The sequence below is a fragment of the Eubacterium ventriosum genome (assembly GCF_025150745.1).
Lineage (GTDB): Bacteria > Bacillota > Clostridia > Lachnospirales > Lachnospiraceae > Eubacterium_G > Eubacterium_G ventriosum.
In genome coordinates, this window is record NZ_CP102282.1 from 686,452 (window position 1) to 707,748 (window position 21,297).

Below are 21,297 nucleotides of genomic sequence, written 5' to 3' on the forward strand. Positions count from 1 at the left end.
ATGATGAAAAAGAATAAGAACCGTTTTTTACTTGGATTCTTTTTTGGAATGCTTGCCATGGCAGTTGTGGTAGGTGGTGTTGGAACAGGTTTGTATTTTGCAAACCAGAACACATCCGGAAAAACAATCAGTGAAAAAACATCACAAAAGCTTGATTATATAAATAAACTTATAGATGCTAAGTTCTTAAATAAGGTTAATGAATCTGACTTGGAAGATGGAATTTATAAAGGATTGTTGGAAGGCTTAAATGATCCGTATTCTGTTTATTACACGGCAGAAGAATACCGGAAAATGATGGAACAGACGTCAGGAACTTACAGCGGAATAGGTGCTTTGGTATCTCAGAATGCTGAAACAGGAATAATTACGGTAGTTAAGGCTTTTGCCGATGCACCGGCTGCAAAGGCAGGAGTAAAGAACGGAGATATTATTTATAAAGTAAAGGGCAAAGAAGTAACTGGTGTTGACATTAACAATGTTGTTACTGAAATGAAGGGCGAAAAAGGAACAACAGTTGACATAACTGTTTACAGAGAGTCCGAAAAGAAATACATTGACTTTACAATAACAAGAGATCAGGTTAATGAGCCTACTGTTGAATATAAGATGCTTGATAAGAAGAAAAAGATTGGTTATATACAGATAAGTCAGTTTGAAGAAGTTACTTATGACCAGTTTACGAAAGCATTGGATGACTTGAAGAAGCAGGGAATGAAGGCTGTTATCTTTGATGTTAGAAGCAATCCGGGTGGATTATATGAGACAGTCTGCAAGATGCTTGATGAAATACTTCCTGAAGGAAATTTGGTTTCAACTAAGGATAAATATGGAAATGAGGAAAAGCAGACTTCAGACAGCAAGTGTCTTGACATGCCGATGGTTGTTTTGCAGAATAAGGACAGCGCCAGTGCATCAGAAATTTTTGCAGGTGCAATTCAGGACTTTAATGCAGGAAAAATCGTAGGCACACAGTCATTTGGTAAAGGAATTGTACAGACAATTCTTCCATTAAGCGACGGCTCAGCGGTAAAACTTACAGTTCAGGATTATTATACTCCAAGTGGCAAAAACATTCACGGAAAGGGAATAACTCCTGATGTGGAAGCAGAATTGGAAGAAAATGCAACAAGCGATACACAACTTGAAAAGGCAAAAGAAACAATTATGGAATTAATGAAATAATGAACAGAAAGACCGTACATATATCTTGCAAACGAAGATATATGTATGGTCTTTTTCTATGCTTTGAATAACTGTATAAAATAAGTAAAAGGGTAAATGAAAAAGGTTCCTTTTTATTTTGACAAATGCTTATGAAAAAATTAAATTTGTAAAGTGTCAAAACAGACAAAGTTTTTACGAAAGTTTTGGTTATTTATTTGTCTAAAAATCATATTAATAGGCTGGGTTTTACATTGTTATCGTGACGTTAAAATGCTATAATATGCAATTATAGAGGCGGATGTATTAAAAAAGGGACAAAATTATGAAGAAAAAAACGAAAATTTTAATATCCATTGCAGTAATGATTTTTATGATATGCGCGGTTAATGTATCTTTTGTTAAAGCAGAAAGCAAGGTAATTAAAGTAGGTTATATTGATTATCCGGGATTTATACAAAAGATGGATGACGGCTCTTATGAAGGCTATGGCGTAGAGTATCTGAATGAGATAGCTAAGTACAATAACTGAACATATGAGTTTGTGGAGAATACATGGGAGCAGACTTTAAAAGATTTAAAGAACGGAAAAATCGACATAATATGTCAGGCTCAGAAAACAGCAGAAAGAGAGAAAGACTATATTTTTTCTAATTATTCTGTTGGAAGCGAGTTTACAATTGTATATGCCAATCTTAAATCTAATATTTATTATAAAGATTTAGAAGGTATGAATAACAAAAAAGTAGGCATGTTAAAAGACAGCTATCAGATGTTAACATGGACCAACTATGCTAACAAGAATAAAATAAAATATACACCGGTATATTATAATTCTGAAACAGAAATTGTTCAGGCCTTAAAGGATAACAAAATTGACCTTGCAGCAGTGGGAAGTATATCACTTCACAAAGGAATGAGAGTTGTTGACAGATTTAATCAGGAGCCTTTCTACATTGTGACAGGAAAGATGAATGGAAAATTTATGGCTGAAGTAGATAGGGCATTAGATGAAATTAGAAATGATTCTCCTTATTTTCAGCAACACCTTCAGGATAAATATTATAGTGAAAGTGCATATTCCAATCAGCCCCTTTTGACGAAAGAGGAAAATGAATATATTGAAAGATACAAGGAGATTGTGGTTGGATTAAAAGCTGACAGTATTCCATATAGCTATAAAGAGGCTCATAAGATTACAGGATTATTTAAAGGGGTTCTTGACCTGATGGGCGGAAAGTCCAAATTATCAATTCGAATAGAATATGTAAGTGATCCGAAAAAGTTTCTGGAAGAGGGGACTAATAGATTTTACATAGGAAATTCATTGGGATCAGGTGTGTCAACAGTAAAGGGTAAGTATTGGCATTCTAACAATATTTTTAGCGTTGACCAGGTAATTGTAAAACGTAAGAATACTTCAATAAGCCAGGATAAAGTGTCAAGCGTAGCTGTGGTAAAAGATGCATTATATAATAGTCAGACTAAACTGTTATATGTAAACAGTGATGAACAGATTAAGAAATATGACAGCGTAAAAGAATGTATGGAGGCTGTCCGTACCGGAAAAGTTGATTTTGCAATTAATGATATTTATTCAGTTAATTATTATATGCAAAGTAAACGTTATGCAGACAGTTTGGCAGCAGTCAGTGAGTATAATGAGTCTTCTGCATATTGTCTGTTAGCTTCAGCTCAGGTTAATGATATATTGAAATCTGTAGTAAACAAGCTGATTAGTTCTATTTCAGATGAAGAAATAGATAATGTTTGTGTTAAATATTCCAGCGGAATAAAATATAATGCTTCGCTTACAGAACGAATAGAAGACAATCTTGCTTTGATAATTCTGGGAATTGCAATTGCAATATTATTGATAGTTCTTGGATATGTTGTTATTTCAAAAAAGACTAATGCATTAATTCAAAGCAAAGAAAATGAAATTCTTCGAAGAAAAGTAGAAATTGATAAGCTTACGGGCTTGTATAATATTGATATTTTCTATGAAAAAGTTGCTGAAAGACTTAGAATAAGCGATGAAGAATTTTATATTATGAACATAAACATTAACAGATTAAAGGTTGTTAATGATATTTATGGCATAGAAGAAGGTGATGAGCTTATTAAGCATGTGGCTGACAGATTAAAGATGTTCAGAGATTCACAGACAGATGGAGACAATATTCTTCTTGCAAGAATGTCAGATGATAACTTTTTTGCACTTTTGACTAAGGAACAGTACGATTTAATTAAGACTTTTGACTTGGTTGATGACTATCATTTGAAAATAAATATAACTGTGCGAACAGGGTTATATTTGGTTGATGATAGAACACTTCCAATTAACGTTATGTGTGACAGGGCACAGATAGCAACGGATACTGTAAAAGAAGGAATGAAGAAAGTTGGTATATATAGCAGACAACAGGGAGATCAGTTAATCTTTGAACAGAACATACTGAATGACATAAATGGAGCAATGAAACAGGGGCAGATTGTTATATATGTTCAGCCGAAATATGATGTTGTTCATAAAAAGATTGTAGGCGGAGAATCGTTGGTAAGATGGTTACATCCGAAATTTGGAATGATACCATCATTTAAATTTATAACAGTACTTGAAAAGAATAATTACATAACAAGGCTTGATTATTATGTTTGGGAGAAAACGTGTCAGTTATTGCGTTATTTAAAGGATAAAAACGGAAGTGTACTTCCTATTTCTGTTAATGTTTCAAGAGTAAATTTCTATACAACTAATCTGGTATCAAATCTTTTGGAGCTGGTTGAAAAATATAATTTGGAACCAAAGGATTTGCAACTTGAAATTACGGAAACAGTATATACTGAGGAAAAGCAGGTAATATATTCAATAATAAGTGAATTGCAGGAAGCAGGATTTAAGATTTTGATGGATGATTTCGGAAGCGGATATTCATCACTTAATATGTTAAAGGATGCGCCTATAGACGTACTTAAATTGGATATGGCGTTTATGCGAAATTTGGATAATGAAAATGAAAGAAACAACATAATTGTTGAGTCTATTGTAGAATTGTCCAAAAAATTAAATATTTCGGTAGTAGTAGAAGGTGTTGAGTCAGAAAAACAGGTTAACTTCTTAAAATCAATTGGAGCAGAAGTGATTCAGGGATATTATTTCTCAAAGCCAATACCTACGGACGAATATGAAAAGTTAATAGAGGAATAATAAAAGAATAACAAAAGTACAGAACAAACATTCGATTTTGCTCTGTACTTTTGTTCTTTTGAATGATATACTTGACAAGTAACAATACTAAGAAAAGTAGTTGATAAATGATTTGGGTTTGAAAATACTCAAATATTGATTAGAGCTAATTGGGAGAAATCATATGGATCATTTTGAATTAGTTTCAGAGTATAAGCCTACCGGGGACCAGCCACAGGCTATTGAAGAGTTAGTTGAAGGCTTTAAGAAAGGAAAACAATTCCAGACTTTGCTTGGTGTAACAGGTTCAGGTAAGACTTTTACAATGGCGAATGTTATTGAACAATTAAATAAACCTACACTTATTATTGCTCATAATAAGACTTTGGCAGCTCAGCTTTATGGTGAGTTTAAGGAGTTTTTTCCTAATAATGCTGTGGAATATTTTGTTTCCTACTACGATTATTATCAGCCGGAGGCTTATGTTCCAAGCACAGACACATATATTGAGAAGGATTCATCAATTAATGATGAAATAGATAAGTTACGTCATTCGGCAACAATGGCTTTAATGGAGCGTAAAGATGTAATTATTATTTCTTCAGTTTCATGTATATATGGTTTGGGAGACCCAATAGATTACAAGAACATGGTTGTGTCTTTAAGACCGAATACCATTAGAGATAGAGATGAGATTATTCATAAGCTTATTGAAATACAGTATGACAGAAATGATATGGACTTTAAACGTGGAACTTTCAGGGTTCGTGGAGAGAATCTGGAAATATTTCCTGCTTCGTATACGGATAGTGCAATTAGAGTTGAATTTTTTGATGATGAAATCGAGAGAATTTCAGAGATTGATGCTTTAACGGGTCAGATTAAGAACGAGCTTGAACATGTAGCAATATTCCCTAATTCTCATTATGTTGTGCCACCTGAAAAGATGGAGCGTGCCATTAAGGATATAGAGAAAGAGTTAGAGGAACAGGTAGCATATTTTAAATCAGAAGACAAATTAATAGAGGCACAGCGTATTGCAGAACGAACTAATTTTGATATGGAAATGCTAAGAGAAACAGGTTTTTGTTCAGGAATAGAGAACTATTCAAGACATATGGCAGGTTTGGAGCCGGGAGCCACACCTCATACATTAATGGAATATTTCGGAGATGATTTCTTAATAATAGTAGATGAGTCTCATATTACGATTCCACAGATTAGAGGAATGTATGCCGGTGACCAGTCAAGAAAGTCTACTTTAGTTGATTATGGGTTCAGACTGCCTTCGGCGAAGGATAACAGACCGCTTAATTTTGAAGAATTTGAAAGCATGATTGACCAGATGATGTTTGTGTCAGCTACACCTAATGTTTATGAACAGGAACATGAATTAGGCCGTGCAGAGCAGATTATAAGACCTACAGGATTGCTTGATCCGGAAGTTGAAGTAAGACCGGTTGAAGGACAGATTGATGACCTTATAACTGAGATTAACAAGGAAGTTGCCAAGAAGAATAAAGTTTTGGTAACAACTTTGACGAAGCGTATGGCTGAGGATTTGACAGATTATATGCGCGATGTGGGAATTAGGGTTAAATACCTTCATTCAGATATAGATACGTTAGAGAGAACTCAGATTATCAGAGATATGCGATTGGATGTTTTTGATGTTTTGGTTGGTATTAACCTTTTAAGAGAAGGTTTGGACATACCGGAAATTGCTTTAGTTGCAATATTGGATGCTGACAAGGAAGGGTTTTTACGTTCAGAAACATCACTTATTCAGACTATTGGACGAGCTGCAAGAAATGCAGAAGGCCACGTAATAATGTATGCTGACAATATTACTGATTCAATGGATAAAGCCTTAACGGAAACTAACAGACGTAGAGAGATTCAGCAGAAATACAATAATGAGCACGGCATTACTCCAACAACTATTAAGAAGGCTGTTCGAGACCTTATTAGCATCTCCAAAGAAGTGGACAGAAAGATTAGCGACGTTGAGAAAGATCCTGAATCAATGGATTATAAGGAACTTAAAAAGCTTATCGAAAAGGTTAAGAAGAAAATGGAAAGAGCTGCAGCAGAACTTGATTTTGAAACGGCTATTGAAATGCGAGATAAGTTGGCAGAATTAAGAAAGTTGCAGGAAGATAACTAAAAATCTATAACGGAATTTATTTGGAAAAGATATAAAATAACCAAATAACAAAGATAGAAAAAGATAGGAAAATAAAATGAAAGACAATAAAAAATATATTCATATAAAAGGTGCAAATGAGCACAATTTGAAAAATATTGATATTGATATACCAAGAGATGAATTTACGGTAGTAACAGGTTTAAGCGGTTCAGGTAAGTCATCCCTTGCTTTTGACACTATTTATGCAGAAGGACAGAGAAGATATATGGAATCATTGTCTTCTTATGCAAGACAGTTCTTAGGGCAGATGGAAAAACCACAGGTTGAAAGTATTGAAGGATTGCCACCTGCTATTTCAATTGATCAGAAATCAACAAACAAGAATCCACGTTCAACAGTTGGAACAGTAACAGAAATATACGATTATATGAGATTGCTTTATGCAAGAGCAGGTATTCCACATTGTCCAAAATGCGGACGTGAAATAAAGAAACAGACAGTTGATGAAATGGTAGATCGTATTCTTATGCTGGAAGAACGTACTAAGTTTCAGATATTGGCACCTGTTGTAAGAGGAAAGAAAGGACGTCACGAAAAAGTATTTGAAAGTGCTAAGAAAAGTGGCTATTTGCGAGTAAGAGTTGATGGCAATATGTATGAACTAACTGAAGAGATTAAGTTAGAAAAAAACATAAAGCACAGTATCGAAATTATTATAGACCGACTTAGCATTCGTGAAGGAATTGAAAAGCGTCTTACTGATTCTGTTGAAAATGCTTTAAAGCTTGGCAACGGACTAATGATAGTAGATGTTATTGGTGGGGAAGAGATGACTTTTAGTCAGAATTTTGCCTGCCCTGACTGTGGAATAAGTATTGACGAAGTACAGCCTAGAAGTTTTTCTTTTAATAATCCTTTTGGGGCTTGTCCTGACTGTTATGGTTTGGGATACAAGATGGAATTTGACGAAGACCTTATTATTCCTGATAAGAGTTTAAGCATTAATCAGGGAGCAATTGTAGTATTGGGGTGGCAGAGTGCAAATGACGGAAAGAGTTTTAGTAATGCGATACTTCAGGCATTGGCTTTAAAATACAATTTTTCTCTTGATACACCTTTTGAGGATTATCCAAAAGAGATACATGATATTTTGATTTATGGAACAAATGGTGAAAAAGTAGCCGTAAGATACAAGGGGCAAAGAGGTATTGGAGTTTATGATATTGCTTTTGAAGGATTAATTAAAAATGTAGAAAGACGATATCGTGAAACAAGCGCAGAGTCAACAAAGGCAGAATATGAAACATTTATGAGATTTACGCCATGTGCAACATGCCACGGACAGAGACTTAAAAAGGGATCGTTGGCTGTAACTATTGGAGATAAGAATATTTATGAAATGACAGAAATGTCTGTAAGAGATTTGCGCCAGTATTTGGATGAATTGCAATTGACTGAAACTCAGCTAAAGATAGGAAAAGAGATTTTGAAAGAAATTAAAGGACGTCTTCAATTCTTAGTTGACGTTGGACTTGATTATCTTAGTCTTTCAAGAGCTACGGGAACTTTGTCAGGTGGAGAGGCTCAGCGTATACGTTTGGCAACTCAGATAGGTTCAGGCTTGGTTGGTGTTGCTTATATAATGGATGAGCCAAGTATTGGATTGCATCAGAATGATAATGATAAGCTTCTTGCAACGTTGAAGCATTTAAGAGATTTGGGAAATACTTTGATTGTAGTTGAACATGATGAGGATACAATGCGTGCAGCAGATTATGTGGTTGACATAGGTCCGGGAGCAGGAGAACACGGTGGACAGGTTATTGCTACAGGAACTGCAGAGGATATAATGAAAAATCCTAATTCAATTACAGGAAAATATTTAAGTGGAGAGATTAAAATACCTGTTCCGAAAACACGTAGAAAACCAAAAGGTTTCTTAAAAGTAGTTGGAGCCAAGGAAAATAACCTAAAGAACATTGATGTAAAGGTGCCAATTGGGGTATTTACATGTGTAACAGGTGTTTCAGGCTCAGGTAAAAGCTCACTTGTTAATGAAATATTATATAAGAGTCTTGCAAGAAAATTAAACAGGGCAAGAACAATTCCCGGAAAATGCAAGAAGATAGAGGGAATGGAGCAGCTTGATAAGGTAATAAATATTGATCAGTCACCAATAGGCAGAACTCCACGTTCAAATCCGGCAACATATACGGGAATGTTCGATATGATAAGGGACCTTTTTGCGGCAACAACCGATGCAAAAGAAAGAGGTTACAAGAAGGGAAGATTTAGTTTTAATGTAAAAGGCGGTCGTTGTGAAGCGTGTTCAGGTGACGGAATTTTAAAAGTTGAAATGCACTTTCTTCCTGATGTATATGTTCCATGTGAGGTCTGTGGCGGAAAGCGTTACAATAGGGAAACACTGGAAGTACACTACAAAGGTAAGACTATTTATGATGTTCTTGAAATGACAGTGGAAGAAGCATTGGATTTCTTTAAGAATGTGCCTAGAATTCTTAACAAGGTACAGACATTGTATGATGTAGGTCTTGGTTATTTAAAATTAGGACAGCCTTCAACAACATTGTCGGGTGGTGAAGCACAGAGAATTAAGCTTGCAACAGAATTAAGTAAGAGAAGTACAGGAAAAACAATATATGTATTGGATGAACCGACAACAGGTCTTCATTTTGCTGATGTGCACAAATTAGTAGAGATTCTTCACAGATTAACAGATGAAGGTAATACAGTAGTGGTTATTGAGCATAATCTGGACGTAATAAAAGTGGCAGATTATATAATTGATATGGGACCTGACGGTGGTGACCGTGGTGGAACAGTTGTAGTTGCAGGAACACCTGAGCAGGTTGCAGAACATCCAACAAGTTATACCGGCAAGTATGTTAAGCAGATGTTAGAGAGACAATAGTCATTTTTTATAAAAAAACGATTCATAAAAATGTTTAAATAAAAGGGCATTTATGCAATGTTTATAAAGATGAAAAAAGTGCTTGAACCCCCTTTAAAATAAGGAAAAATTGTGCTATATTGAACATACAAACAAAAACGTATTAAATACCTAAAAAAGACTTCTACAAAGAAGTTAACAACCCATTTGTTATTAGATGTCAACCTAATAACAACAGTATCTAAGTTTAGTGGTGAAAGGAGTTTTACCCAGTGATATCTGCTAACATGGCAATCAACGGAAGATTGTTTAAGTAGTAATTATTGGATGAGATGTTACAAAGAATTGGATAGGATAGGAATTATTCAAAACGAAAATTCAATGAAGAATAACATCTTATGGTTAAGGTAGGTAGTGAAGTCGAAGCAGGACAAATAGTAAGGAATAGACTAGGTATACAGATATTCGGAATGCGATCGAAACGAATAGTGTACAGAAGAAATTCCCGAGAAGATTCATTTAATAAAAAGTACCTGCGGTTGTTAACAAAATTGTAAAGTTAGGGTATTGAAATAGGGAGCATCTGTCATACGAGGAAGTAGGGCAGGTGCTCTTACTTCGTTATAAGTACTTGAAATGATATTAAAATTTAGGCACGTGTGAAAGTATATTATGAGTCTGAAAGATGTATAAGTTTAAAAATATTTTGTATATAGAGAGCAGTCAGGTTATAAGTTATGGGAATTATAAAAGTTAGTACAGTGTACTTGTTTTAAATAGAAAAATAGGGTAGAATTAAAAATTAGCAGGTAATTAGATTTTATATAGCAATTACCTTTTACAGTAGTATGGTGCAGGCACCATTTTAGGAGGAAATACATTGAAGAAAGAATTAGTAATCGTTCTTGACTTTGGTGGTCAGTATAACCAGTTGGTTGCAAGACGTGTTCGTGAATGTAATGTATATTGTGAAATATATTCTTACAAAACAGACATTGAAAAAATCAAAGCAATGAACCCAAAGGGTATCATCTTAACAGGTGGACCAAATAGTTGTTATGAAGCCGATTCTCCAACATATTCAAAAGAATTATTTGAATTAGGCGTTCCAGTGTTAGGACTTTGCTACGGAGCACAGCTTATGATGCATGTGTTAGGCGGAAAAGTAGAACGTGCAGATGTACGTGAATATGGTAAGACAGAAGTATTAATAGACAAGACTCAGTCAAAGATTTTTGCAGATGTTTCACCAAAAACAGTTTGCTGGATGAGTCATTTTGATTATATATCACAGGTGGCACCGGGATTTGAAATCTCATCACACACAAAGGATTGCCCTTGTGCATCAGCAGAAAACGAAGAAAAGAAACTTTATGCAATACAGTTCCATCCAGAAGTACTTCACACACAGGAAGGAACAAAGATGTTATACAACTTCGTTCGTGGAGTTTGCCAGTGTTCAGGAGACTGGAGAATGGATTCATTTGTAGAAGAATCAATTAAGGCAATCCGTGAAAAAGTTGGCGATGGTAAGGTTTTATGTGCATTGTCAGGTGGTGTAGATTCATCAGTTGCAGCAGTAATGCTTTCAAAAGCCATTGGAAAACAGCTTACATGTGTATTCGTAGACCATGGCTTACTTCGTAAAAACGAAGGTGACGAAGTAGAAGCAGTATTCGGTCCTGACGGTCCATATGACTTAAACTTTATCCGTGTAAACGCACAGGAACGTTACTACAGCAAGTTAGCAGGAGTAAAAGAACCTGAACAGAAGCGTAAAATAATTGGTGAAGAATTTATCAGAGTTTTTGAAGAAGAAGCAAAGAAAATCGGAGCAGTTGATTTCCTTGTACAGGGAACAATTTATCCTGACGTTGTTGAAAGTGGTTTAGGTGGCGAATCAGCAGTAATTAAGTCACATCACAACGTAGGTGGATTACCTGACTGTGTAGATTTTAAGGAAATAATCGAACCACTTCGTGATTTATTTAAGGACGAAGTAAGAAAAGCCGGCTTAGAAATGGGTATACCTGAATATTTAGTATACCGTCAGCCTTTCCCAGGTCCGGGACTTGGAATCCGTATCATCGGTGAAGTAACAGCCGAAAAAGTTAAAATGGTACAGGATGCAGATGCAATTTATCGTGAAGAAATTGCAAATGCCGGATTGGATAAAACAATAGGACAGTATTTTGCAGCACTTACAAATATGCGTAGCGTAGGTGTAATGGGAGACGAAAGAACATACGATTACGCCATTGCACTTCGTGCAGTAAATACTGTAGATTTCATGACAGCAGAAGCTGCAGAAATACCTTACGAAGTATTGACAAAGGTAATGAGCAGAATCATAAACGAGGTGCGCGGGGTCAATAGAGTAATGTACGATTTGACAAGTAAGCCACCTGGAACTATAGAGTTTGAATAATCCACGCAATCATAGAAACCAAGTATTCATGCGGGCTACAAACAAATTTGTTTAGTGGCTGGCAACAAAATGGCAACATTTTGTGATTATTCAAGAGATAAAAATTTTATTTCATAACGTATATAAAGAAACCTTACTGATTTTCAGAAGTAAAAAACTGAATATCGGTAAGGTTTTTCTTTTCTCTTATTTTTCTTTTTTAGTCAATTCTTTTACGAGGTAATCACTCAATTCCTGAGAGGGTACCTTGGCACGTTTCTGGTAAGTATCCAGTTCCGGGTACTTATATCTCCATTCATCATATTCTTCCTTGCTGATTTCACCGTTTTCCAGTTTGTCAGCTTGTTCCATCCATGCACGAAACATTTCATCGACAGATGAGCTGGGAGCAGATATGGAAGAGTCAAGCCAGAGATGAGGTTGTCCATCTACATTTTTTACCTTTAGACCATACATATCTTCCAGTGCAAATAGTGTATGCATCAGACCTATGTGAGTATCAATATCTGGAACTGTTAAGGCATGAGTATTGATATCAAAGATCTGAGACATCTGTTTTACAAGATCAATCTTAGGAACTCTGGCTTCAGATTCATACTGAGCCATGCGGACATCTGAGGTTTTTCCTTTGAATCCCAGTTGTTCTCCGAGTTGTTTTTGTGTCATGCCTATGCGGTTGCGAAAATATTTGATACGTTGTCCGATTGCCATTTTTGTTTGCCTCCTTATAGTGGTCATTCGTGTTGCCATAATTAATTGTGATAGAAAACAAAACAATTCTGTTTAGGTTCAGTATAGCATGAGCAATTTCGGATAGCAAGAAGAACTTAAACAAAAGAATTTAATATTCGCATAGAATCACTTGACTTAAATTAAAATGTTTAGTATCATGCAAATGTAACAACTTAAACAAATTGAGTTAAGATAGAAAGGAGAGATGCGATGTGATGAACAGAACTTTTATGACCGTAGAAGAAGTTGCAGCGGAACTGGGAGTTTCCAAGTCTTATGCTTATAAGATTGTCAAACAGTTAAATGATGAATTACAGAACCTGGGTTATCTTACGGTAGCTGGCAGAGTAAACACCAATTATTTCCGCAAAAAAGTATGTTACAGCGAAGTGTAAGAGAGAGGAGAATTTGTATGAGTATTTACAAAGATAATGTCACTGGGAAGTGGCGAGTGGTCTATCGGTATACCGATTGGACAGGGAAAACGAAACAGACTTCAAAACGAGGATTTCCTACGAAGCGAGAAGCGCAGATGTGGGAACACGAACAAATGTTAAAGCATGATGCAAAACTGGATATGACTTTCGCAAGTTTTTATGAAATTTATGTAGAAGATAAAAAGGAACGAATCCGGGATAACACATGGGGAACTAAGAATAATATTGCCAGAACAAAAATTCTTCCATACTTTGGGGAGAGAAAGATTGCAGAAATTGAACCAAAAGATGTGATTGCATGGCAGAATCATTTGCTTGCATTTAAGAGAGCGAATGGAAAAGGGTATTCTGCTTCATATCTGCGGAAAATCCACAGCCAGTTAAGTGCCATTTTCAATCATGCAGTTGATTTTTATCATTTGCCTTCTAATCCGGCACAGAAAGCTGGAAATATAGCAATAGAGGAATATAAGGAAATGTTGTTCTGGACGAAAGAAGAGTATTTGAAATTTGCAGATGTGATGATGGATAAACCAGTTTCTTACTACGCTTTTGAAATGCTTTACTGGTGTGGTATCCGTGAAGGAGAGTTGCTTGCCCTGACACCAGCGGATTTTGACTTTACAACGCATACACTGCGAATTAACAAATCATATCAAAGATTAAACCGGGAAGATGTGATTACCCCACCAAAGACATTTAAAAGTAACAGATTTATCAAGATGCCACAATTTATATGTGATGAGATGCAGGATTATATGGGAATGCTTTACGGTCTGAAGAAAGACGAAAGAATTTTCACAATTTCCAAATCTTATCTGCATCATGAAATGAACAGAGGATCAAAAGTATCTGGAGTGAAGCGAATCCGTGTGCATGATTTGAGACACCCGTATGTCAAGCCCACGACAAAAAAATTTATAACTTTTTTTGAAGTTTTTCGGGCAGCTTCATAGCTGCCCATAGCTGTTTCAAATGGGTGTTCACGGTTATACCTCCTTTTCAGATTGCTTTGTTTCTAAGAAATCCTGTGTTGCATATTCAATCTCAATCCGATCTCCTGGAAAGACGTAAACTTTGTTGATAAGCCGGTCAATCAGAGCTTTTGTCAGCATGTTGGCGTTTCCGACTTCCTGAACAATTTCCTGTTGTTTCAGCTTAATCTCATAATCACTTTTTATCTGCTTTGTCTGTGCAGTAATGACAGCATGAACATTTTTGGCTTGTACCAGCTCCGTGTCATAAACCGCTTTTCGTGTTCGATAGGTTTCCAAATCAATCTCTCCGAGTGCATACTGCTCATAAAGATGCCGCTTGCTGTCTTGAATAGAACGGAGTTTTTCTTCATGTTCGGCCTGCTGAACTGTCTGCAAATCCAATTTATCCTTATTGCTATCAATTCCCAATGCCGGACACATTTGAGCCCGAATTGTTTCAAATACAACCTGCTCCAGATCTGCCATCTTTATACGCACACCATGACAAGGAAGCGTTTCAGCCACCTCGGAATGACGGCAATAAAACCACGCACCATTTCGTAGAGACATTGCATGATCGCAGCATCCACAGAACACCTTACCACGGAGCAGATAATCACGCGGCTTTTTATTTGACAGAGAGAAACGCTTAATTGAAGCATTGGCTTTCTCAAATAGATCCACACTTACAATAGCCGGATGATGGTTCGGTATTTTGAACCACTCACTTTCATCCTTTAACTGTGTATGTCGGCTGCCAATTTCTTTTACCTTTCTCTTGCCAATTACATAGGTACCGATATATCTTTGATCTTCTAAAATACGCAGGACCGTTGATGTACTCCAAACGCCGTTTGTTCGGGAAACATTGTAATAGTCCTTGCCTTTAAGTTTGCGATATTCCCCAGGGGTGGGGATATTCATGGCATACAGTTTTCTTGTGATCTCGGCTGCGGTGTTGCCTTCAGACGCCCATTGAAATATCATCTGCACATTCGGGGCAACATCCTCGTCCGGTTCCATACGTCCGTCTGCACTCTTGCGATAGCCGTAAGGACAGATGACACTCTGATATTCCCCACGACGCATCTTTGCGTATTTTGCACTTTTGGTTTTCATGGACATATCCCGGCTATAACACTCGCTAATAAGATACTTGAAAGCAATATCAATCCCTCCGGTATCACCTTTGAAATTAGCTGTGTCAAAATCATCACTGACGGAAATAAAACGGGTGTGGTAAAGAGGAAATACCCGCTCAATAAAATAGCCGGTTTCAATGCTGTTACGTCCAAATCGGGAAAGGTCTTTTACAATAATACAGTTGATCTTTCCGGCCTGAACCATTGTTAAAAGTTCCTGCACCGCCGGACGCTCAAAGTTTGTCCCTGTATGACCGTTGTCAATAAATTCCAAAATCTCACTGTTATCCCATTCCGGCAGAGACATAGCTTTTTCACGAAGAATCAGTTTTTGATTTGGTATGCTCAAACTTTCGGTTTTGAAATCTTCCACAGAAAGACGGATATAAAGGGCAATCACATAGTTGCGCACAGTTCCACCGCCTTTCCCTGAAATTCATTTTTGAAACGGAAGGTTACATGAATATTCCGCTCGTGGTCAATCTCAATTCGTTCAATGAGCCGTTCGATCAGTTCTGCAGTCAGCACATGATCCTGTGCCAGTGTTTTTGCATCCTTTTCCATTGCACGGTATCGGGCAAGCTGGTTGTCCAGGGAGTCCATAGATTTTTCAAATACTTCAATCTCACCAGACAGAGCATTGATAGCATATTCATAATCCGCCTTCAATTCAAAGTATTCATCATTTGTCAAAATACCTTGCACAAAATTTTCATATAGACCACGGATCAGCCGGCGTGTTTTTTCAATTTCCTGCCGTTTGGCCGACATCTGAATTTTCAGCTTATCTTTTTCCTGTTTTTGTCTTGCCTCCAACTGAAAGAGTGGCAGCGACATTCCCAGCGCAACTGTCAGCTCTTTTTCAAGAATAGCCGTAACAGTAGAAATCAGTTCCTTTTCCTGCATCGTTGCGCCTTTGCAGCTATCTTTTTCTATCCGGCTGTTTGTAAGGCAGTGGAACCAATAAGTATCGGGGCCTTTCCGGCGCTCGGCACGTTGCCGGTGAAGGCTTCTGCCACAATCAGCACAGAACACTTTGCCTTTGAAAATGTTTGGCGTGTAGGGGCGTTTTGGAGTTGCTTTGCTTTCTTCACAGATCTGTTTTCTGTATTCCTGAACTGCATTAAACAATTCATAGCTAATGATCGGTTCATGGGTGCATTTGGCAATAATCAGATTATCTTCTCCAGCCTTGACCTGCTGATGATCTACAATCTTTGTTTTTCCTTGCACCAGATCGCCTGTATAGACTTCGCTTTCTAAAATTTTCATCACTGTACGGGTCTGCCATTTTCCGCTTCCAATCAGGCCCGGACTGGTAATCTCGCCAGTGTCCTTTTTATAATGGCTCGGTGCCGGAATCCCCATCTCATTTAGATTGCGGACAATCCGGTTCAGAGACACATGCTCATGTGCCCATTCAAAAATCTGTTTTACCACAGGGGCAGTATTTTCATCAATCAGAAGTTTATGGCAATTATCAGGGTCTTTCCTGTAACCGTAAGGTGCCCGTGCACCAATATAGTCGCCATCTTTCATAGCCTGCCGCGCTTGTGCTTTGATTTTTCGTCCAATGTCCAGAGCATAGGCTTCATTGATCATATTTTTCAAAGGCAGCATGATACCGCCATGAAGATTTCCGGAATCCTCTGTATCAAACTGATCCGTAACAGCAATGAAGCGAACATTATGAGCATGGAAATACTGTTCGATATAATAACCTGTGTCAATAGAATTTCGCCCTAATCGGGAAAGATCCTTAACAATCACACAGTTAATGTGGCCTGCTTCAATATCAGATAGCATTTGCTGAAATCCAGGGCGGTGAAAATTTGTCCCTGTCGCCCCGTTGTCGATATAGGTATCATACACAACGAAGTCCGGTTTATCTGAAAGAAAGTCATTCAGTACCAGCTTTTGATTTTCTACTGAGCAGCCCCGCTTTTTGTTATCCTCCACAGAAAGACGGATATACAGAGCCACATGTACATATAAAGATGGTGCCGGCATAGGCGCTGCCGTCTGTTTTCTGCTTTTTCTTGCCATTTAGCCCACCATCCTTTCTTCATTTTTTGTAGCAATCTGTTCTGCCAAAGAGATTGCTTTCTGATATTCATCCTGGTAATTAAATTCAATATGCAGTTCATCTTTACCCATTACACGTATGCTTCGGATAAGCTGCATGACTGCCCGGCGGTCAATATCCTCCATAGTAGAAAATTTCATAAAATGGTTGATCCAACGGTTTCGTTCGCTTCGGTTTTCCAATACATCTGTAAGTTTATCGTTCCATTCAACGATTGCCTTTTGGAACAGTTCAATATCTGCATTGTATTTTCGCTTATAAGAGAGAAATTCTTCCTTTGTCAGAATTCCACTCACCAGATTTTCATAGAGTTTTGCCTTAAAGCCCTCGGTCTGTGCCACACGCTTTTCATTTACTCTGATCTGTGCGGCATATTCCTGCGCCAATTCCCGGTTGATCCGTTCCTGACTGATACTGGACAGCAGGGCATCCAGAGAAGCAACATTTTCAATATGTCCTTTCAAACTGTCCTGCACACATTCAATCAGATCCGACTCTTTCAGCATGACCGACGATGTGCATCCATTCTTTTTGCCGGTCGGGCAGTAATAATAGTGATACTCTTTATCTTTATAGCGGTTCGTCTTGCGGGTCATACGGCAGCCACAGCAGCCGCAGATCAAAATACCGGAAAACAGGTAAACCTTATCCGATTTGGGAGAAGTCCTTGTGTCAATCCTGCGGAGCCGTTGCACCAGATCAAAATCGTGCTTTTGTATGATCGCTTCATGGGTTCCCTCCACACGAATCCATTCCGAAGAAGGTTTGTCCTCACGCTCTTTTAATTTGAAATGGGGCGTTGTCTGTTTGCCCTGGACCAGTGTTCCGGTGTAAGTTTCATCCTGCAAAATGCGGATGATTGTAGTTGCAGACCATTTGCAATCCTTTCGGTCTGTATAGCCACCTTTTGCATGAGGCATTCCGTGATTGCGCTTATACGCTAAAGGCGAAAGAATTCCTAATCGGTTCAGTTCATCCGCTATATGGGAAGCGCTGAATCCCTCCAGCCGTTTTCTGAAAATATCCCTCACAACATTAGCAGCATATTCGTCCACTTCCAGGCTCTTGTGTTTATCGCCGACTTTCACATAACCATAGATGGTAAAAGCACCTACAAAATCCCCGCTGCGCCGTTTTACTTCCAGGGCGCTCCGTGTCTTAACGGAAATATCCCGACAGTAAGCCTCATTCATAATGTTTTTGACAGAAACCGTGAGATCATCGGCAGCGTCATTTTCCGTGTCCACATTATCGTTAATTGCGATAAAACGCACTCCATAGGCTGGAAATACCCTGCGCATATAACGGCCTGTTTCTATGTACTCACGACCTAAGCGGGAGAGGTCTTTGACAATCACGCAGTTAGCTTCGCCTTGTTCGATCATCCGCATCATTTCCTGAAATGCCGGGCGATCAAACAAAACACCACTATAACCATCGTCAATTTTTTCTGCCACAACCTCAATTTCCGGGTGTCGGGCTATGTAGTCATCGATCAGGCGCCGCTGGTTAGCAACGCTGTCACTTTCTACTGTTTTATCATCCGTATAAGAAAGACGGATGTACTTAATCGCTTTGTAAACCTGCATAAAAAAACACTCCTTTCGTTGCACAGAAAAATCCCCGCAATTCAAGAAGTGTGGTTATTCCATATTCAATTCCTTTTCCGATTCTTATTCTACCATGCTTTTACGGAAAAGTCAGCCCCTTTCTTAAAATTGCAGCTATCGCAAAATACCCTTGATACATTCTTCCAGGGTAGCACCTTCAGCAGAAAAACTGGCTTGTACAGTAAAACGTCCACACTTAAAATGGTATGGATTTTTGATTTGCTGAACAAATTCTGCAATCCGTTCATCACGAGAAAGTTCTTTGTTGACAGAGACATCCCGAATGTCTACCAGCGTACCCACTTCACTGACAATGGTGTTCAATTCCATAGTATCAACTCCCTTCTGAAAACTGTGTTATCAAAACCACATGAATAGGTCGGATCTATGGTTATTACACACATAAATCCGGCCCATTATATCTGATTTCGATTTTGCTGCCGTATTTGCCACGCACCCCGGCAAGTCCTTCTGTTATAAGGACGGGGCTGTTACAGGCTGCGGGTAGCGTCACCGCATCATAGTCCCACATACGCCGCCGCTTTGCCAGAGCAAGCAAACGCCGCAGGAACTCTCCCCAAGTCTTTAGGAAGCTGTGAAGAAGTACCATTATGATCTGTGTCGTTATCGCGTCCGGCCTGCCACAGCCGGTTTCGTAGGTTGCGTTTATCGCTCGGACAGCCTGGATTCATCACCTCCTTAGGCCGCCTGTCACCGCGCCGCCCCATCTGCCGCTCGGAACACAGAATGAAGTACCCGTAACAGCGTATATTCGGTTGTCAAGGAACAAGCAAGGGGCATGGCAGACAAATTGATATTACAGTTAGGGTGGAGGATGTATATGCTTCCTTACCACACCCGTCCAGCTTGTCCCGCCGAATATGTCCCTCTATTATACATTTCATTTTTGATGGTAAATTTCGGGGTCTGTATTCATTTTTTCTAAAATTTTTTTCAAACGCCGAAGTCCACGTTGGATTCCTTCATGTACAGAGCTGACGCCGGTTCCTTCGCTTTTTGCAATATCCGATAAACTCATTCCCAACAGAAAATGTGAAGTGATACGGTTACGCTGTTTTTCCGGCAACGAGGCAAGCGCTTCATATAGTCTAGCGTTTTCTTCCTTCTGTTCAAAAATATCTGCTGGTGTCAAAACAAGCACCATAGCCTCATGTTCCACATTGATGTCATAATCCAAAGAAAAATAGGCTTTATGCCGGTATGTACGCAAAAAATAAGCTGCTTCAGCAAGTTTATATTCCCGGAGAATGTCCGCAACTTCATCCGGCACCTCAACGATCATGTCCTGTGTATAATACGGGTAATAATCCCGAAGATTGATTTTCTTCATAGTAATTTCCTCCAATTTCGATGTTTGAGTTGATGGCAAAAATCGAAATCAGAGGGTGGGCTGCGGCAGCGATAAGGTCTAAGTCTCTTTCTGATTAAAAAAAGGGTACAAAAAAGCGCGCCCGTACAAAGAACAGGCGCGCCAAAGCAGCAGTATGAAATTTCTCCGGGAGGCTGACAGCGAAAATGCTCAAATATTGTCGAAACCAAAAACGCCGCAATCCATACGAGCTGGATTACGACGTATAGGTGACTGAATGTAAAGCAGTTTATCTGCGGATCTGTGTTGCATAGACGCATAGGCATTTCCTCCCATCAAGGAGGAGCCTGAATCGGCTGCTTGATACCTCCTTGGGAGAAAATTATATCGGTTATGTTTCCTGTATCAGTCCGCAGGCATTCGCTTTTTACTCTTTATATTCGCAATTTTCTACATATTCTGCTCTTAGAATATATGCCGCAAAAAGCAAGCCCACAAGGGGAAAACGACACCTTGTGGGCTCATGTTATAGATGTTCAAATTTATAGCCGATTCCGGCGACACTCTCAATGTAGTTTGGAAGATCCGGTTCAAAGCGCAATTTCTTACGCAGCTTACTTATATGATTATGAATGGCTTTTCTCGAATAGAAATCACAATCCTCTTTCCAAACCAAATCGGTAATCAGTTCGTAAGTAAAAACACGTTTGGGATTGGCAATGAGTAATGCCAGTATATCAAACTCCTTACTTGTCAGGTTGATAATCCGTTCCCTAACCCTGACAGTGCGGTGTTCCAGGCATAGATAAAGCTCGCCTTCCTGTATTTCTGTTAGAGGATTTTTCTTTGATGCGGAGGAAGTGTGACAGGAATTGAATACCGTTCCATGACAGACTCCCTGTTCCAAAATATATTGCATCAGAGCATTCTTTTGTTCTTCGTTAAGAAGCAGAAATAACTTTTCTCCGATCTGCTTGCCGGATTCTTCTATATCCAAAACAGCTAATGTCCCATCACATCATCACCTCCATATTATGTCTTAATACCTAAGTGAAAGTTATCTTTGATTTATAATCATCATAAACTACAAATGTTACACAAATGTCCGAGGTGCCTTTGATTTCGACAGAAAAACAGGCTG

The 21,297-nt window shown here is 38.3% G+C and carries 15 protein-coding genes; 8 read left to right on the forward strand and 7 right to left on the reverse strand.

Annotated elements, in window-relative coordinates; translation table 11 throughout:
* Positions 1-3 precede the first annotated feature (3 nt).
* The 6 genes from NQ558_RS03010 (at position 4) to guaA (ending at position 11,842) form a co-directional block, all read left to right on the forward strand.
* Positions 4-1,185 (forward strand): S41 family peptidase, encoded by a 1,182-nt coding sequence (locus NQ558_RS03010; protein ID WP_156774966.1) that lies wholly within the window; start codon positions 4-6, stop codon positions 1,183-1,185.
* 304 nt (positions 1,186-1,489) lie between these two features.
* Positions 1,490-1,696 (forward strand): hypothetical protein, encoded by a 207-nt coding sequence (locus tag NQ558_RS03015; protein ID WP_005361204.1) that lies wholly within the window; start codon positions 1,490-1,492, stop codon positions 1,694-1,696.
* 12 nt (positions 1,697-1,708) lie between these two features.
* A complete protein-coding gene (locus tag NQ558_RS03020) occupies positions 1,709-4,375 on the forward strand; it encodes an EAL domain-containing protein (protein ID WP_050750961.1) in 2,667 nt (888 codons plus the stop codon).
* A 163-nt stretch (positions 4,376-4,538) separates the two neighbouring features.
* Complete coding sequence (gene uvrB, locus NQ558_RS03025) at positions 4,539-6,521, forward strand: excinuclease ABC subunit UvrB (protein ID WP_005361202.1); 1,983 nt, start codon at positions 4,539-4,541, stop codon at positions 6,519-6,521.
* Between the two features lie 76 nt (positions 6,522-6,597).
* Positions 6,598-9,435 carry an excinuclease ABC subunit UvrA gene (gene uvrA, locus NQ558_RS03030; protein ID WP_005361200.1) on the forward strand — a complete coding sequence of 946 codons (2,838 nt, stop codon included), beginning with the start codon at positions 6,598-6,600 and terminating at the stop codon, positions 9,433-9,435.
* 859 nt (positions 9,436-10,294) lie between these two features.
* Positions 10,295-11,842, forward strand: a complete 1,548-nt coding sequence (gene guaA / locus NQ558_RS03035) for a glutamine-hydrolyzing GMP synthase (protein WP_040446610.1) — start codon at positions 10,295-10,297, stop codon at positions 11,840-11,842.
* 186 nt (positions 11,843-12,028) lie between these two features.
* On the opposite strand, the gene NQ558_RS03040 is transcribed toward guaA, so the two are convergent.
* Positions 12,029-12,553, reverse strand: a complete 525-nt coding sequence (locus tag NQ558_RS03040; protein WP_040446608.1) for a helix-turn-helix domain-containing protein — start codon at positions 12,551-12,553, stop codon at positions 12,029-12,031.
* A gap of 236 nt (positions 12,554-12,789) precedes the next feature.
* Between NQ558_RS03040 and NQ558_RS03045 the strand changes: the two genes are divergently transcribed.
* Both NQ558_RS03045 and NQ558_RS03050 read left to right on the forward strand, forming a co-directional pair.
* A complete protein-coding gene (locus NQ558_RS03045) occupies positions 12,790-12,969 on the forward strand; it encodes a helix-turn-helix domain-containing protein (RefSeq protein WP_005361197.1) in 180 nt (59 codons plus the stop codon).
* A 17-nt stretch (positions 12,970-12,986) separates the two neighbouring features.
* Positions 12,987-13,967 (forward strand): tyrosine-type recombinase/integrase, encoded by a 981-nt coding sequence (locus NQ558_RS03050; protein WP_005361196.1) that lies wholly within the window; start codon positions 12,987-12,989, stop codon positions 13,965-13,967.
* A 33-nt stretch (positions 13,968-14,000) separates the two neighbouring features.
* Here the strand turns inward: NQ558_RS03050 and NQ558_RS03055 are convergent, their stop codons facing one another.
* The 6 genes from NQ558_RS03055 to NQ558_RS03080 form a co-directional block, all read right to left on the reverse strand.
* The gene (locus NQ558_RS03055; protein WP_040446605.1) at positions 14,001-15,542 is read right to left on the reverse strand and encodes a recombinase family protein; all 1,542 of its coding nucleotides are present in this window, start codon (positions 15,540-15,542) and stop codon (positions 14,001-14,003) included.
* Positions 15,527-17,176, reverse strand: coding sequence for a recombinase family protein (locus NQ558_RS03060; RefSeq protein ID WP_005361193.1), 1,650 nt, complete (start codon positions 17,174-17,176; stop codon positions 15,527-15,529). Before NQ558_RS03060 ends, NQ558_RS03055 begins: the two co-directional genes overlap by 16 nt.
* A complete protein-coding gene (locus NQ558_RS03065; protein ID WP_005361191.1) occupies positions 17,177-18,805 on the reverse strand; it encodes a recombinase family protein in 1,629 nt (542 codons plus the stop codon).
* Between the two features lie 135 nt (positions 18,806-18,940).
* Positions 18,941-19,156, reverse strand: coding sequence for a DUF6870 family protein (locus NQ558_RS03070; RefSeq protein WP_005361189.1), 216 nt, complete (start codon positions 19,154-19,156; stop codon positions 18,941-18,943).
* Between the two features lie 571 nt (positions 19,157-19,727).
* Complete coding sequence (locus NQ558_RS03075) at positions 19,728-20,177, reverse strand: sigma-70 family RNA polymerase sigma factor (RefSeq protein WP_005361181.1); 450 nt, start codon at positions 20,175-20,177, stop codon at positions 19,728-19,730.
* A 505-nt stretch (positions 20,178-20,682) separates the two neighbouring features.
* Entirely contained in the window at positions 20,683-21,075 is a 393-nt protein-coding gene (locus NQ558_RS03080; protein ID WP_005361180.1) for a winged helix-turn-helix domain-containing protein, read from the reverse strand.
* Positions 21,076-21,297: the final 222 nt, after the last annotated feature.

What these genes read in the sequence shown, in the direction of transcription:
- NQ558_RS03015 (WP_005361204.1), top strand. Translation starts at nt 1,490, where the DNA reads ATGAAGAAAAAAACGAAAATTTTAATATCCATTGCAGTAATGATTTTT.
- NQ558_RS03075 (WP_005361181.1), bottom strand. Translation starts at nt 20,177, where the DNA reads ATGAAGAAAATCAATCTTCGGGATTATTACCCGTATTATACACAGGAC.
- NQ558_RS03060 (WP_005361193.1), bottom strand. Translation starts at nt 17,176, where the DNA reads ATGGCAAGAAAAAGCAGAAAACAGACGGCAGCGCCTATGCCGGCACCA.
- uvrA (WP_005361200.1), top strand. Translation starts at nt 6,598, where the DNA reads ATGAAAGACAATAAAAAATATATTCATATAAAAGGTGCAAATGAGCAC.
- uvrB (WP_005361202.1), top strand. Translation starts at nt 4,539, where the DNA reads ATGGATCATTTTGAATTAGTTTCAGAGTATAAGCCTACCGGGGACCAG.
- NQ558_RS03050 (WP_005361196.1), top strand. Translation starts at nt 12,987, where the DNA reads ATGAGTATTTACAAAGATAATGTCACTGGGAAGTGGCGAGTGGTCTAT.
- NQ558_RS03080 (WP_005361180.1), bottom strand. Translation starts at nt 21,075, where the DNA reads ATGCAATATATTTTGGAACAGGGAGTCTGTCATGGAACGGTATTCAAT.
- NQ558_RS03065 (WP_005361191.1), bottom strand. Translation starts at nt 18,805, where the DNA reads ATGCAGGTTTACAAAGCGATTAAGTACATCCGTCTTTCTTATACGGAT.
- NQ558_RS03040 (WP_040446608.1), bottom strand. Translation starts at nt 12,553, where the DNA reads ATGGCAATCGGACAACGTATCAAATATTTTCGCAACCGCATAGGCATG.
- NQ558_RS03010 (WP_156774966.1), top strand. Translation starts at nt 4, where the DNA reads ATGAAAAAGAATAAGAACCGTTTTTTACTTGGATTCTTTTTTGGAATG.
- NQ558_RS03070 (WP_005361189.1), bottom strand. Translation starts at nt 19,156, where the DNA reads ATGGAATTGAACACCATTGTCAGTGAAGTGGGTACGCTGGTAGACATT.
- NQ558_RS03045 (WP_005361197.1), top strand. Translation starts at nt 12,790, where the DNA reads ATGAACAGAACTTTTATGACCGTAGAAGAAGTTGCAGCGGAACTGGGA.